Genomic DNA, 13505 nt, shown 5'->3' on the forward strand with positions numbered 1-13505 from the left:
GGCGGCGGCTCCCGTCCCGGTTCCGGCAGCCCGGCGTCCGACTTCGCCGTCACGCTCCTGCAGGAGTTCGCCCGCGCCGGCGTCACCGACGTCGTCGTGAGTCCCGGATCGCGCTCGCAGGCCCTCGCCCTGGCGGCGGTCACACTCGAACGCGCCGGCGGCATCACCGTGCACGTCCGGCTCGACGAGCGGACGGCCGGGTTCTTCGCGCTCGGGCTCTCCGTCGAGACCGGTCGCCCCGCAGCCGTCGTGACGACCTCCGGGACGGCCGTGGCGAACCTGCACCCCGCCGTGCTCGAGGCGTACCACTCCGGCGTGCCGATGGTCGTCGTCTCGGCCGACCGCCCGGACGAGCTCCGCGGGATCGGCAGCAACCAGACCACCGTCCAGCCGGGGATCTTCGCGCACGCGGTGTCCTTCGTCCGCGACGTCGCCGCACCCACCGTGCACGGCGTCGACGCCAGCACCAGGGACACCGTGCGCGCACTGGTCCGCGAGGCCGTCGCCGCGGCATCGGGCCACACCGGACAGCCGGGCCCGGTGCAGCTCAACGTCGCGTTCCGCGAACCGCTCTCCGCGACGCTGGAGGACGTCGAGCCGGTCCCCGAGGACGAGGTGGACCTCGCCTTCGCGCGCCGACGCACCCACACGGGGCTGCCCGTCGCCGAGCTCGCCCCGGACGACGAGCCCGCGACCGTGGTGATCGCCGGGCACGACGCCGGGGCGGACGCCGAACGGATCGCGTGGGAACTCGGTGCGCCGCTGCTCGCCGAGGTGTCGAGCGGTGCCCGGTTCGGACGGAACCTCGTCGTCACCTACCGCGAGCTCCTCGGTGACCCGGACTTCGGTGGTCGCGTGCGGCGTGCCGTCGTGCTCGGGCACCCGACGCTCAGTCGCGAGGTGCCGGCGCTCCTGCGGCGGGACGACGTCGAGGTGGTGACCGTCCGCGCGACGGGGGCCGACCCGTTCGACCCGAGCCGAGCCTCCCGGCTGGTCGAGGACGTCACCGTGACGGGCCGGACCCGACCCGAGCACCGTGCGTGGGTGGGACGCTGGGTGGCCGCGAGCCGGGCCGCGCTCGGCGACGGCGATGCCGGACCCGACCTCGACGCCAAGCGGTCCGCGGACCGCAGTGAACGCAACCGGTTCCTCCGGGACGAGGTGGCGCTCCGCCGCCGACCGGTCGACCGGGCCATGCTCGCTGACGCCGTGTGGGGCGTCACCTGGCCGCACGACCGCCTGGTGCTCGGCGCCTCCCAGATCATCCGGGTCGCGGACGGCCGCGTCCCCGGGAAGAAGATCCGGGTCCACGCGAACCGCGGTCTCGCCGGCATCGACGGGACGGTGTCGACGGCGCTCGGCATCGCGGCGGCGCTCGAGCAGACGCAGGCGCCCGGCGGGACGACACGGGTACTGCTCGGCGACCTCACGCTGCTGCACGACCTCGGTGCGTTCGTCACCGGGACCGAGGAACGCACCAGTCGGGTGCAGGTCGTCGTGGGGAACGACGCCGGTGGGGCGATCTTCCGCGGCCTCGAGGTGGCGGAGACGACCCCGGCAGAGGACATGCGCCGGATGATGACGACGCCACAGCACGTCGACGTCGAGCGGGTCGTGACGGGCCTCGGGTGGGAGTACCGCCGAGCTGCGACCTGGGGCGACCTCGAGCAGGTGCTCACCGATCCCGCGGAGCGGGTCGTCATCGAGGTGCCGCTGGCCGATTGAGCGGTGCGGCGGCGGCTCGGCGCGGCCTGCTCGGGCTGGTGCGGCGTTGGTTGCTCGGTGCAGGGCTGTTGCGCGGCACGGGCCGACCAACGGCGCACCAGGCGGCAAGCCCGCACGGTGCGGCGGGGGCGAAAGGCGCACCGTGCGGACCTACGGCCGGGCGGCTGCCTGCTCGGCGCTGCCCGCTCGCGCTGGTGCGGCGTTGGCCGCTCGGTGCAGGGGTGTTGCGCGGCACGGGCCGACCAACGGCACACCAGCCGGCAACCCCGCACGGTGCGGCGGGGTGAACGGTGCACCGTGCGGACCTACGGCGGGGCCGATGCCCGCTCGGCGCTGCCCCAGCCGGCAACCCCGCACGGTGCGGCGGCCAGCAACTCTGCACGGTACGGCGGCCAGCAACTCTGCACGGTACGGCGGCCGGCAACACCGCACGGTGCGGGGCTGGCTCAGGCCAGGGCGTCGCGGATCGGCCGGAACTTCAGTGCGGTCTCAGCGACCTCGCGGGCCGGGTCCGACTCGCCGACGATGCCGGCACCCGCCCACGCCCGCACCGAGCCGTCCGCACCGATCTCGGCACTCCGGAGCGCGAGCATCCACTCCCCGTCACCGGACGCGCCGAGCCACCCGACGGGACCGGCGTAGCGCCCGCGGTCGACCCCCTCGAGCTCGGCGACGAGCCGGACCGCGACGTCCGTCGGTGTCCCCGCGACGGCGGCGGTCGGGTGCAGGGCGTCGGCGACGTCGAGCGAGGTCGTCCCCACCGGCAGGGTCGCCTGCACGTCGCTGGCCAGGTGCCACAGGTTCGGCAGCTGCAGCCGGAAGGGTTCGGCATCGACACGGAGGTCCGTGGCGAGCGGTCGGAGCGCGTCGACGAGACTGCGGATCGCGAAGGCGTGCTCGGAGACGTCCTTCGCGCTCGCCGCCAGGGCCTCGGCGGCCGCACGGTCGGAGACCGCGTCCGTGCCCCGCGCGGCACTGCCGGCGAGCACCCGGGCGGTCAGCCGTGTGCCGTCGGTGCGTGCGAGGGTCTCCGGGGTGGCGCCGACGAGCCCGTCCACGGCGAAGGTGACGCACTGCGGGTAGGCCTCGGCGAGGTCGAGGAGGAGCGCACGGCGGTCGGCCCGCGGCGGGAGCGTGCCGACCAGGTCGCGGGCGAGGACGACCTTCTCCGCCGCGCCCGCGGTGATCCGCCGGACCGCCTCGGCGACGGACGCGGCGTACGCGTCCTCGTCGATGGCTCCCGGTGCGAACGCGACGGACAGGTGCGGCCCGACGTGCGGGACGGGGACCGAGGTCCTGGTGAACGCCAGCGGTGCCGGGTCCACCGTGGTGTCGACGGCCGTCAGCCAGGCCTTGCCACGTCGGCGGCCGACGACGACACGCGGGACGATGAGCACGCTGCTCGCGGCCGAGTCGTCCGCGAACGCGAACGCCCCGAACGCCACCAGGCCGGAGCCGCGCAGCTGGACGGGGTCGTCGACGACCGCCCGTTCGACGATGGAGCGCCAGACCGCGGCGGCGTCGCGCATCCGACCGGGGCCGGAGAACTCGAACCGGAGCGCCTCGCCGATGCCGACGATGCCGTCGCCGCCGCGGACGAAGGCGAGCGGAGCGTCGGGGAGGGTGTGTCGGAGCACGGCGCCCGGATCGTCGAGGATCCGGGTCGAGACCGTGAGCGGCGCAGCCGCCGTGGCGGTTCGGGTCACGGGACGATCGTACGCGCGCCGCGTGTCCCGGGAACGCACGGGACGGACCTCTAGGATTGGTTGGGTGAGCAGAGCGGACATGCACAAGCGGCCGGACGAAGTGGCGGCCATGTTCGACGACGTCGCGGAGAAGTACGACCTGACGAACGACATCCTCTCCGCCGGCAACGCCCCGCTGTGGCGGGTCGCGACCGTCCGCGCCGTCGAACCCCGACCGGGCGAGCGCGTGCTCGACATCGCCGCCGGCACCGGGACGAGCGCTGCCGCGTTCGCGAAGAAGGGCGCCGACGTCACGGCGCTCGACCTGTCGGCGGGCATGATCGCCGTCGGTCGTGAGCGCCACCCCGAGATCACCTTCGTCGAGGGCGATGCCGAACACCTGCCCTTCGACGACGACACCTTCGACGCCGTCACGATCTCGTTCGGGCTGCGCAACGTCAACGACCCGATGCAGGCCCTCGGCGAGATGCTCCGCGTCCTGAAGCCCGGCGGCCGTGTCGTGATCTGCGAGTTCTCGACGCCGCCGCTCGCCGCACTGCGGTTCGGGTACGGCACCTACCTCAAGCGGGTCCTCCCCGGCATCGCCAAGCTGTCGAGCAGCAACCCGGCTGCGTACCAGTACCTCGCGGAGTCGATCGAGGCGTGGCCGGAACAGCAGGTCCTCAGCCAGTGGCTCCGCGGCGTCGGTTTCACGATGGTCGCCTACCGCAACCTCACGGCCGGTATCGTCGCACTGCACCGCGGACGCAAGCCCGTCGCGGGGACGGTCCGCGAGTCGGCCGCCCGCCGGGCGAAGGCCCGTCGTGACCACCAGGCGACCGGCGAGCAGCCGACCGTCGAGCCGACCGACAGCTGACCGGCTCCCACCCGTCGGACTTCCCCTGAACCCGGAGTTGCACTTGAACCCGAGCGTCCCGGTCGCACGCCGCGCACCGAGTCTCCGAGCCTCGCTGGGCATCGGCGAGCGGCTGTTCGCCAGTCCTGCGGAGCGCCGGTTCATCACCGCGGTCGACGACGGACTCGAACTCGTCGAGCAGGGGCTCGAGGACGCCATGCGCTCCGCCGACACCCTCGCCGACACCACGAGCCGGTACCTGCTCTCGGCCGGTGGCAAGCGCATCCGACCCACGCTGACGCTGCTCATCGCGCAGCTCGGCAAGGGCGTCACCGACCACGTGGTCAAGGCCGCGGTGAGCGTCGAGACGACCCACCTCGCCTCGCTGTACCACGACGACGTCATGGACGAGGCGCCCGTCCGTCGCGGGGTGCCCGCCGCACACGTGACCTACGGCAACAACGTGGCCATCCTCACCGGGGACCTGCTGTTCGCCCGCGCGAGCCTCATCACGGCCGACCTCGGACCCGAGGGCATCCGGATGCAGGCGGAGACCTTCCAGCGACTCTGCATGGGGCAGCTGCACGAGACGACGGGGCCCCGCCCCGAGGACGACCCGCTCGAGCACTACATCCAGGTCCTCAGCGACAAGACCGGCTCGCTCATCGCGACGGCCGCCCGCGCCGGTGTGCTGTTCTCCGGTGCCGACCGCGCGTACCTCGACGCCGTCGGGACCTTCGGCGAGAAGGTCGGCGTCGCGTTCCAGCTCGTCGACGACGTCATCGACCTGGCACCCGCGAAGGACAAGACCGGCAAGATCGCCGGCAACGACCTCCGCGCCGGGGTCGACACGCTGCCGCTGCTCCAGCTCCGCCGCCGTGCCACGACCGACGCCGGGGCAGCTGCGCTCGTGGAACGCATCGAGCGTGACGTCACCGGCGCCCCGGACGAGGCCGTCACCACCGACGTCTACCTGTCCGCCGTCGCAGCCCTCCGTGACCACGAGGCGACGACGGCCACCCGCGCCCTCGCCGGCCAGTGGGCGGACGAAGCCGTCGCCGCCCTCGCACCACTGCCCGACGGCGTCGTGAAACGGGCGCTCACCCGCTTCGCGGAGACCGTCGTGGACCGCACGCACTAGCGACCGGGGTACCGGTCGGGCCGCAGGACCACCACCACGCCGACCGACCGCGAGCACCCCACCCGAACGAAACTGGAGACGAACCGTGCCCACCCTCCGCCTCGCCATCGTCGGCGCCGGCCCCGCCGGCATCTACGCCGCGGACATCCTCCTGCGGGAGGCGCACGCGTACGACGTGTCGATCGACCTCTTCGAGCAGCTGCCGGCGCCGTACGGCCTCGTGCGCTACGGCGTCGCACCGGACCACCCGCGCATCAAGGGCATCGTGAACGCCCTCCGCGACGTCCTCGACCGCGGCGACATCCGCATCTTCGGCAACGTCCGGTTCGGCGAGGACATCACTCTCGACGACCTCAAGAAGCACTACAACGCGGTCGTGTTCTCCACCGGTGCCGTCAAGGACGCCGACCTCGACATCCCCGGCGTGGACCTCGAGGGGTCCTACGGCGCCGCGGAGTTCGTCAGCTGGTTCGACGGACACCCCGACGTGCCCCGTACCTGGCCGCTGAACGCGCAGAGCGTCGCGGTGATCGGCAACGGCAACGTCGCGCTCGACGTCTCCCGCATCCTCGCGAAGCACGCCGACGACCTGCTGCCGACCGAGATCCCGGACAACGTGTACCAGGGCCTCAAGGCCTCGCCGGTCACCGACGTGCACGTGTTCGGTCGTCGCGGTCCCGCGCAGGTCAAGTTCACGCCCCTGGAGCTCCGCGAGCTCGGCGAGGTGCCGGACGTCGACATGGTCGTGTACGACGAGGACTTCGACCACGACGAAGCGTCACTCACCGCGATCCAGACGAACAAGCAGGTGATGGTCATCAACCGCGTGCTCGAGCAGTGGCGGAAGCGCGAGCCCGGAACCGCCAGCCGTCGCCTGCACCTGCACTTCTACGCGAAGCCGCTCGAGTTCGTCGGCGAGGACGGCAAGCTCACCGCCATCCGCTACGAACGCACGCGTCCGAACGGACAGGGCGGCGTCGAGGGCACCGGCGAGGTCCGCGAGATCCCGATCCAGGCCGCCTACCGCGCCGTCGGCTACTTCGGCTCCCCGGTCCCCGGCGTGCCGTTCGACGAGCGGCACGGCGTCATCCCGAACCACGAGGGCAAGGTCCTCGACGACGACAACAACCAGATCCCCGGCGTGTACGCCACCGGGTGGATCAAGCGCGGCCCGGTCGGCCTGATCGGGCACACGAAGTCCGACGCGATGGAGACCGTGCAGCACATCGTGGGGGACCAGGCGAGTTGGTGGACCCCCGAAGACCCGTCGCCCGAGGCGGTCCCGGCCCTGCTCCGCGAGCGCGGCGTCGAGTTCACCGACCTCGACGGCTGGCACAACCTCGACGCGCACGAGATCGCACTCGGTGCGCCCCAGGGCCGTGCTCGGGTCAAGGTCGTCCCGCGCGACGAGATGATCGACGCCTCCCTCGGACGCGTCGCCGCCGACCGGACCTGACCCGATGACCGCCGTGCACCCCGCCGCCGTCACCGCGGTGCGGGGCGCACGGCTGGTCGGCATCGACGTCGCCCGTGCCGTCGCGCTGCTGGGCATGGTCGCGGCGCACGTGGGCGGCGTCGCCGAGCAGCTGGACTGGTCCGACCCATCCACCTGGTCCGCCGTCGTGAACGGGCGGTCGTCGACGCTCTTCGCCGTCCTCGCGGGCGTCTCGGTCGGTCTGGTGAGCGGCCGCACCGCGCCGCCCGGTCCACCGGAGATCGGTCGGATCCGCGCCCGGCTGGCGGTCCGCGCCGTCCTGGTCGTGGTGATCGGCGTCCTGCTCATGGCGCTCGGCACCCCGGTCTACGTCATCTTGCCGACCTACGGCGCCCTGTTCCTGCTCGTCGTCCCGGTCCTCCGGTGGCGGCCATGGGCGCTGTCGGTCGCCGCGGCCGTCTGTGCACTGCTGTCGGCTCCGGTGGCGCTCGCGATCGTCCCCGCCTACGCGGGCGCCGACACGTTCGGCGTCCAGCTCGGTCTGGTCTACCCGGTGGTCACGTTCCTGACGTACGTCCTGGTCGGGCTCGCGGTCGCCAGGGCCGCACTCGGCCCACGCCGGTACTCGGGCGACGCATCAGCGGTGTCCGGGCCGGACCGGTGGGGGGAGGCTCGGCGAACGCAGATCGCGCTCCTCGCGTCCGGCGTCCTGGTCGCCGTGGCGGCGTACGTGGTCGGCACGCTCGCAGCGCCCGTCCCGTCGGACGCCGACGAGGCGTTCCCCGGCGTCCCGTTCATCCCGCAGGGGGCGACACCGGGGGAGGCGGTCGCGCAGGTGTTCCTCTCGCCGCGGGACCACTCGTCGTCGATCGTCGACGTCGTCGGCACCGGCGGTGTCGCGGTCGCCGTCATCGGGCTCTGCACGCTGCTGTTCGACGGCCGGGGTGCGCTCGCACGGCGGATCGCCGCGCCGCTCGCCGCGGTCGGGTCGATGCCGCTGACGATCTACGCGCTGCACCTCGTCGTCATCGCCGTGCTGCCGCCGCTCCCGCAGCAGGCGTCGACCTGGTGGTGGTTCGCGATCGGTGCGACCGTGTTCGCCCTGGTGTGGACCCGGTTCCTCGGGCGCGGGCCGGCGGAGCGGCTCGTCGCCCGGATCGTGTCCGCGACCACGCGCTGACCGGACGGGCGCGCCGGGGGCGCGCCGGGCCTCCCGGCCGTCGTCGCTACTGCAGGGCGGCGGTGAGCCGCGCGACGTTGTCGAGCACCTGCGACCGACGCGTCCGGCCGAGCCACGCGTCCAGGTCGAGCGGGATGCTCGCGGCGCGGTACGCGTCCTGCACACCCCGGAGCGCCTGGACGAAGCTCTCGCCACGGACCATGACCGAGATCTCGAGGTTCAGGCTGAACGAGCGCATGTCCATGTTGCTCGACCCGATCACCGCCACGTCGTCGTCGATCGTGAAGTGCTTGGCGTGCAGGACCGTCGGAGCCCGGTACAACCAGATCTTCACGCCGGCGCGGAGGAGCCCCTCGTAGTAGGAGCGCTGCGCGTGCCACGTCATCGCGTGGTCGCCGATCTCGCCGACGAACAGCTCGACCTCCACCCCGCGCTGGGCCGTCGTCGTGATCGCGTACAGCATCGAGTCGTCCGGCACGAAGTACGGCGACGTGATCGAGACCTTCTTCTGCGCCGAGTACAGCAGCGCGTTGAACAGGCGCAGGTTGTTCTCACCGTCGAACCCCGGCCCGGACGGCACGACCTGGCAGTCGATGGCGTCCCCGCGGTCCGCTCGGTGCACCGGGTCGCTCTCCCGCAGCAGGAGCTCGTCGGTCTCGCTGTACCAGTCCGTGACGAACAGGGCGTTGATGCCCGCGACGACCGGCCCCTCGAAGCGGGCGAACAGGTCCTTGTACGCCAGGCCCTTCTCGATGTGGGCCTTGAGGTCGTAGGACTTGTCGATGAGGTTCTGCGACCCGGTGAACGCGACCGAACCGTCGATCACGACGATCTTGCGGTGGTTGCGGAGGTCCGGGCGCTGGAACCGGCCCTTGAGCGGCTGCAGCGGCAGCATGAGGTGCCACTCGATGCCCGCCCGGTCGAGGAACGCCAGCGTGTCCTTGTACCCGGGGTAACCGCGGCTTGCCCAGTGGTCCATCAGGAAGCGGACGGTGACACCGCGTGCCTGGGCGCGGGCGATCGCCTCGAAGAAGACGCGCGTCGTGTCGTCGAGGGTGGCGATGTAGAACTCGACGTGCACGAACCGACGGGCGGCGTCGACGGAGCGGGCCATCTCGGCGATCGACTCGTCGTAGTCGGGGTAGAGCTCCGCCTGGTTGCCACCGACGAGGGGCATCGCACCGAGCTTCCGGTTCAGTTCGGTGATGCTCTCGAACCACGGCGGCCACGGGTGGTCGCGACGCACGCGCTCGATGCCCTCGGTCTGCTCGAGGATGTACGCGTTGATCTCTGTCTGCTTCTCACGCCGGGCCTTCGGCAGCTTCGTCGACCCGATCACCAGGAAGACGATGAAGCCGATGTACGGGATCAGGAAGATCGCCAGCAACCACCCGGTCGCCGTCTGGGGCTTCCGGTTGATCGGGACGTAGATGATCGAGAAGGCACGGATCGCCAGGTCCAGGAGGACCAGCAGGACGGTCAGTGCGACGGTGAGCCAGTGCTCCACAGGGGTGTCGTGTTCGTCAGCTGCGCGAGCGCGTCAGCGGAAGTTGATGAACTGGAGGGGCACGTCGAACTCTTCGCCCTTGAGCAGCTGGATCGTGTTCTGCAGGTCGTCACGGCTCTTCGACGAGACGCGGAGCTCGTCGCCCTGGATCTGGCTCTTCACGCTCTTCGGCGCCTCGGCACGGAGGAACGCGCCGATCTTCTTCGCGACGTCCTGTTCGATGCCGTTCTTGAACGACACCTCGATGCGGAACTCCTTGCCGGAGGCGTAGGGCTCGCCGGCGTCGAGGCTCTTGAGGCTGATGCCGCGCTTGATCGCCTTGGACTCGAACACGTCGAGGACGGCGGTCGCGCGCTCGGCGGTGTTCGCCTTGATGAGGACGTCGTCACCGCTCATCGCGATCGACGCGCCCACGCCCTTGAAGTCGTAGCGCTGTTCGATCTCCTTGGCGGCCTGGTTGAGGGCGTTGTCCGCCTCCATCTTGTCGACCTTGCTGACCACGTCGAAGGAACTGTCTGCCATGCCGACCAGCCTATCCGGCGGCGCTGACCGCGGTCCGGCACCACCGTGGTCACGACCACGTGCACCCATCCGCTATGCTGTTCTGGCGCCTCCGGTTGGTGACTACACGGGCTGGGTGCGCACCTGGCGAGTTACCCAAGCGGCCAAAGGGATCTGACTGTAAATCAGCCGGCGTAGCCTTCGGGGGTTCGAATCCCTCACTCGCCACACGACACGAGCCCCGTCCACAGGACGGGGCTCTCGTCGTTCCCGGAGCGGGTGTTCCTGGCAGGATCGGGGCATGACCGCTGCGCCGACACCGACCGAACTCGCCGACCTCGCCGAGTCCATCGCGACCGAAGCCGCCGCGCTGGCCGCCCGTCGTCGGGCCGAGGGCGTCGAGGTCGCCGACCGGAAGTCGAGCATCGCGGACGTCGTCACGGCCGCTGACCGCGAGGTCGAGGCGCTCGTGCACGACCGCATCCGCGCGGCCCGTCCGGACGACGGCTTCTTCGGCGAGGAGACCGGCGCTGCGCCGGGGACCTCCGGGCTCACGTGGGTGGTCGACCCGATCGACGGCACCGTCAACTACCTCTACGGTAGCCCGCAGTACGCCGTCAGCATCGGTGTCGTCCGCGGTGAGCCCGACCCCGCCGTGTGGGAACCCGTCGCCGGGGTCGTCGTCGCGCCGGCGACGGGGGACGTGTACCGCGCGGTCGCCGGGGAGACGGCGACCCGCAACGGGACGCCGATCGCCGTGTCGGAGCCCGCTTCGCTCGGCGAGACGCTCGTCGCCACCGGGTTCGGGTACACCGCCGACCGTCGTCGTGAGCAGGTCGCCGTGTTGACGGGGCTCCTCGGGGAGGTCCGCGACATCCGCCGAGCCGGGTCCGCTGCGCTCGACTGCTGCGCGGTCGGCGCCGGGATCGTCGACGCCTACTACGAGCGCGGGATCAACCCGTGGGACATGGCCGCCGGGTCGATCGTCGCCGCGAGTGCCGGCGCCGTCGTCACCACGTGGGAGGCCGGCGGGACCCGCTCCTTCCTGTTCGCGGCACCGACGATCGCGGCTCCCCTCGAGGCCCTGGTCCGCGCGGCCGAAGCCGGCGTCCTGGGCGACTGAGCCCGCCTCCGGACCGGCTGGGCGGCGTCGACGACGACTGGCGGCGGGCGGCGAGCCCTGGTACCGTCGCTCGGGCCCCGTTACCCGCTCGTTACCTGCGCCACCGCCGCGACGACGACCGAATCGATCAGGACCCCCTCCGAACCGCATGCCTGAAGCCACGCTCTCGCCCGCTGTCCACGGACAGGACGCCTCCGACGGACCCACTCAGGTGGTCCACACGACCCGGCGGGCCCGCATCGAAGCGGAGCGTGCGGCAGCGAAGCAGGAGCACCGCCGCGCCGAGCCGGAGCGGGCTCCGTCTCCCGTGGCCGCGGTCCCGACGGCGGCGACCGCTGCCGGGTCGCCGGTGACGCCCCCGGCGCCGTCCTCGCCCGCGATGCCGGTTTCCGCCGTCGACCCCGTCACGCCGCCGGCACCGTCCTCGCCGGTCGTCGCGCCGGCTGCTGTCCAGGCGGCGACCGCGGCTCCGGCTGCTGGCCAGGGGGCGACCACGGCTCCGGCTGCGGCTCCCGCTGTCGACTCGACTCGTCCGGCTCGACGGGTGTCCGGCCAGGTTCCGTCCGTCCGACGGCGCCCCGCCGCCCCGGCGGCCGGCCAGCGGGTCGACCGCGCCACGCGACACCTCGGCGCCGGTCGCACCGCTGCTCCGTCGACACGTTCCGGACGCACCGGTGCGTCCTTCCGCACGAACGCCTCCCGCGTGACGGCGGTCGGGGCACTGCTGTTCGCCGCCGGCCTGGTCGTTTCCACCTCGCTCCCGGCGCAGGCGCTCTACACGCCGGAGCCCGGTTCGACGACGGTGCAGGCGGTCGGCAGCGGCGACACGCAGTCCGTCCGGGTCGGTGACGCAGCGGCCGTGCCGACCGACCGGGACGCGTACACGGTGTCCGATGCCACGCAGTACAAGAACCTCGACTCGTCGAGCTTCACGAACGACCCGAAGGGCACCATCCAGTGGCCGTTCCTGACGGGCGTGCCGATCACCTCCGGGTTCGGCGGCCGACAGGTCGAGGGCTGCTCGTTCTGCTCGACGAACCACCAGGGTGTCGACTTCGCACCGGGGGCCGGGACGCCCATCCGGGTCATCGCCGCCGGTACCGTCATCAAGGTGCAACCGCACGACGGTGGGTTCGGCAACGACGTGTGGGTCGAGCACGACGTCGACGGCAAGCAGTTCACGAGCGTGTACGGCCACATGATGGACAACTCGTTCAAGGTCGTGAAGGGGCAGCAGGTCGCGGTGGGGGACGAGCTCGGGCTGGTCGGCTCCACGGGCAACTCGACCGGTCCGCACCTGCACCTCGAGGTCCACGTCGACGGTGTCCCGGTGGACCCGCTGGCGTGGCTCAAGGCCAACGCGAACTAGGCCCTCTGCGGCGGCACGCCCGGGCGACACGGCCGGTTCGGGGCCCTCTCCGGGTTCTGCTATCCTCGTGTGGTGCCGCTCGCGGTACACGCCCCGATAGCTCAGTGGTAGAGCACTTCCATGGTAAGGAAGGGGTCGTCAGTTCAATCCTGACTCGGGGCTCCGACCCGGCGAGAAACCAGCGCCGGATCTGTGGCGGGGTAGCTCAGTTGGTTAGAGCACACGACTCATAATCGTGGGGTCGCGGGTTCAAGTCCCGCCCTCGCTACCGCAAGCCCGGCGTCCGCGCCGGGCTTTCGTCGTTCCCGGGCCTGCCGGTGTCGGTGCCGCCGCCCTCACGAGCCCTGGTCGCCGGATCCGGTGCCGTTCGCCCGGGCCGCGGACGTGGTGCCGTTCGTCGCCGCACAACCGGATGCGCGCCGCGCCACGCCGATCGCCAGCGTTCCGTGCTCCCGGTTGTGCGAACGACGCCGCCAGCGCCGCCCGCGGCGCACCGTGCGCCGCCCGCGGCGCCGAGCACCGCCCGCGCGCCGAGCACCGCCCGCGAAGAGCACCTCTGACCGCCCCCGCTACGCCCGCGTCCGGCCGGCGTTCCCCTGCAGCAGCCCCGCCGACCGCAGCGTCCGCTCGAGCAGCCCGGTGACGTGCTCCCACCGCTGCCGCCGCCGCGCCGCACCGATCGAGCCCCCGGCGACGGCGGGCCCCTCGCCCGCAGACCGGAGCGTCAGCAGCGAACGGCCGCCGGCGGTCGACACGACGACCTCGTAGCGTCGGTACTCCCGGGACGGGTGCACGAGCGCGCCGAGCAGCACCGTCCACAGCCGACTGCCGGAGCTCGCCGTGATGGTCCCCGGGACGGCCTCGACGTGGTGCCCTGCTGATCGCAGCGCGGTCGCCGCGAGCTCCATCGCCGTGGACCGGTCAGCGGTGTGCACGGCGAACTCGATGCTCGTCTCCATGCGGTCCCCCCTCGCTCGAACGGA

Annotated in this window: 12 protein-coding genes and 3 tRNA genes; 10 read left to right on the forward strand and 5 right to left on the reverse strand. The window is 72.2% G+C overall.

Annotated features, from left to right (window positions below; translation table 11 throughout):
* The first annotated feature begins 57 nt into the window (after positions 1–57).
* Positions 58–1725 (forward strand): 2-succinyl-5-enolpyruvyl-6-hydroxy-3-cyclohexene-1-carboxylic-acid synthase, encoded by a 1668-nt coding sequence (menD, locus tag FS641_RS10255; protein ID WP_313957799.1) that lies wholly within the window; start codon positions 58–60, stop codon positions 1723–1725.
* A 446-nt stretch (positions 1726–2171) separates the two neighbouring features.
* Here menD and FS641_RS10260 read toward each other — a convergent pair whose 3' ends face one another.
* Complete coding sequence (locus FS641_RS10260; protein ID WP_144763417.1) at positions 2172–3431, reverse strand: isochorismate synthase MenF; 1260 nt, start codon at positions 3429–3431, stop codon at positions 2172–2174.
* 64 nt (positions 3432–3495) lie between these two features.
* Between FS641_RS10260 and FS641_RS10265 the strand changes: the two genes are divergently transcribed.
* The 4 genes from FS641_RS10265 (at position 3496) to FS641_RS10280 (ending at position 8022) form a co-directional block, all read left to right on the forward strand.
* Positions 3496–4287 (forward strand): demethylmenaquinone methyltransferase, encoded by a 792-nt coding sequence (locus FS641_RS10265; RefSeq protein WP_144763419.1) that lies wholly within the window; start codon positions 3496–3498, stop codon positions 4285–4287.
* A gap of 43 nt (positions 4288–4330) precedes the next feature.
* Positions 4331–5407, forward strand: a complete 1077-nt coding sequence (locus FS641_RS10270; RefSeq protein ID WP_144763421.1) for a polyprenyl synthetase family protein — start codon at positions 4331–4333, stop codon at positions 5405–5407.
* A gap of 85 nt (positions 5408–5492) precedes the next feature.
* Positions 5493–6863, forward strand: coding sequence for an FAD-dependent oxidoreductase (locus tag FS641_RS10275; RefSeq protein WP_144763423.1), 1371 nt, complete (start codon positions 5493–5495; stop codon positions 6861–6863).
* Positions 6864–6867: 4 nt separating this feature from the next.
* Complete coding sequence (locus FS641_RS10280; protein ID WP_144763425.1) at positions 6868–8022, forward strand: heparan-alpha-glucosaminide N-acetyltransferase domain-containing protein; 1155 nt, start codon at positions 6868–6870, stop codon at positions 8020–8022.
* 46 nt (positions 8023–8068) lie between these two features.
* On the opposite strand, the gene cls is transcribed toward FS641_RS10280, so the two are convergent.
* Positions 8069–9529: a cardiolipin synthase gene (gene cls, locus FS641_RS10285; protein ID WP_144763427.1), complete on the reverse strand. Its 1461-nt coding sequence runs from the start codon at positions 9527–9529 to the stop codon at positions 8069–8071.
* Between the two features lie 33 nt (positions 9530–9562).
* A complete protein-coding gene (locus FS641_RS10290) occupies positions 9563–10051 on the reverse strand; it encodes a YajQ family cyclic di-GMP-binding protein (RefSeq protein WP_144763429.1) in 489 nt (162 codons plus the stop codon).
* Between the two features lie 125 nt (positions 10052–10176).
* Between FS641_RS10290 and FS641_RS10295 the strand changes: the two genes are divergently transcribed.
* Both FS641_RS10295 and FS641_RS10300 read left to right on the forward strand, forming a co-directional pair.
* Positions 10177–10258, forward strand: a tRNA-Tyr gene (locus FS641_RS10295).
* Positions 10259–10331: 73 nt separating this feature from the next.
* Positions 10332–11153 (forward strand): inositol monophosphatase family protein, encoded by an 822-nt coding sequence (locus tag FS641_RS10300; RefSeq protein WP_144763431.1) that lies wholly within the window; start codon positions 10332–10334, stop codon positions 11151–11153.
* Positions 11154–11360: 207 nt separating this feature from the next.
* Here FS641_RS10300 and FS641_RS18075 read toward each other — a convergent pair whose 3' ends face one another.
* Positions 11361–11648: a hypothetical protein gene (locus tag FS641_RS18075; RefSeq protein ID WP_186317692.1), complete on the reverse strand. Its 288-nt coding sequence runs from the start codon at positions 11646–11648 to the stop codon at positions 11361–11363.
* Between the two features lie 208 nt (positions 11649–11856).
* Between FS641_RS18075 and FS641_RS18080 the strand changes: the two genes are divergently transcribed.
* The 3 genes from FS641_RS18080 (at position 11857) to FS641_RS10315 (ending at position 12790) form a co-directional block, all read left to right on the forward strand.
* Positions 11857–12522 (forward strand): M23 family metallopeptidase, encoded by a 666-nt coding sequence (locus FS641_RS18080; RefSeq protein WP_186317693.1) that lies wholly within the window; start codon positions 11857–11859, stop codon positions 12520–12522.
* A 90-nt stretch (positions 12523–12612) separates the two neighbouring features.
* Positions 12613–12684, forward strand: a tRNA-Thr gene (locus tag FS641_RS10310).
* A 32-nt stretch (positions 12685–12716) separates the two neighbouring features.
* Positions 12717–12790, forward strand: a tRNA-Met gene (locus tag FS641_RS10315).
* A gap of 301 nt (positions 12791–13091) precedes the next feature.
* Here FS641_RS10315 and FS641_RS10325 read toward each other — a convergent pair.
* On the reverse strand, positions 13092–13481 hold the full coding sequence (locus FS641_RS10325; protein ID WP_144763437.1) for a hypothetical protein: 390 nt from the start codon (positions 13479–13481) through the stop codon (positions 13092–13094).
* Between the last annotated feature and the right edge of the window lie 24 nt (positions 13482–13505).

It is taken from the genome of Curtobacterium sp. 9128 (assembly GCF_007673775.1).
In the GTDB taxonomy this organism is placed as follows: domain Bacteria; phylum Actinomycetota; class Actinomycetes; order Actinomycetales; family Microbacteriaceae; genus Curtobacterium.

Excerpts from the sequence above, each read along its gene's own strand:
- FS641_RS10290 (WP_144763429.1), bottom strand. The coding sequence starts at position 10,051 with ATGGCAGACAGTTCCTTCGACGTGGTCAGCAAGGTCGACAAGATGGAG.
- FS641_RS10280 (WP_144763425.1), top strand. The coding sequence starts at position 6,868 with ATGACCGCCGTGCACCCCGCCGCCGTCACCGCGGTGCGGGGCGCACGG.
- FS641_RS10325 (WP_144763437.1), bottom strand. The coding sequence starts at position 13,481 with ATGGAGACGAGCATCGAGTTCGCCGTGCACACCGCTGACCGGTCCACG.
- FS641_RS10300 (WP_144763431.1), top strand. The coding sequence starts at position 10,332 with ATGACCGCTGCGCCGACACCGACCGAACTCGCCGACCTCGCCGAGTCC.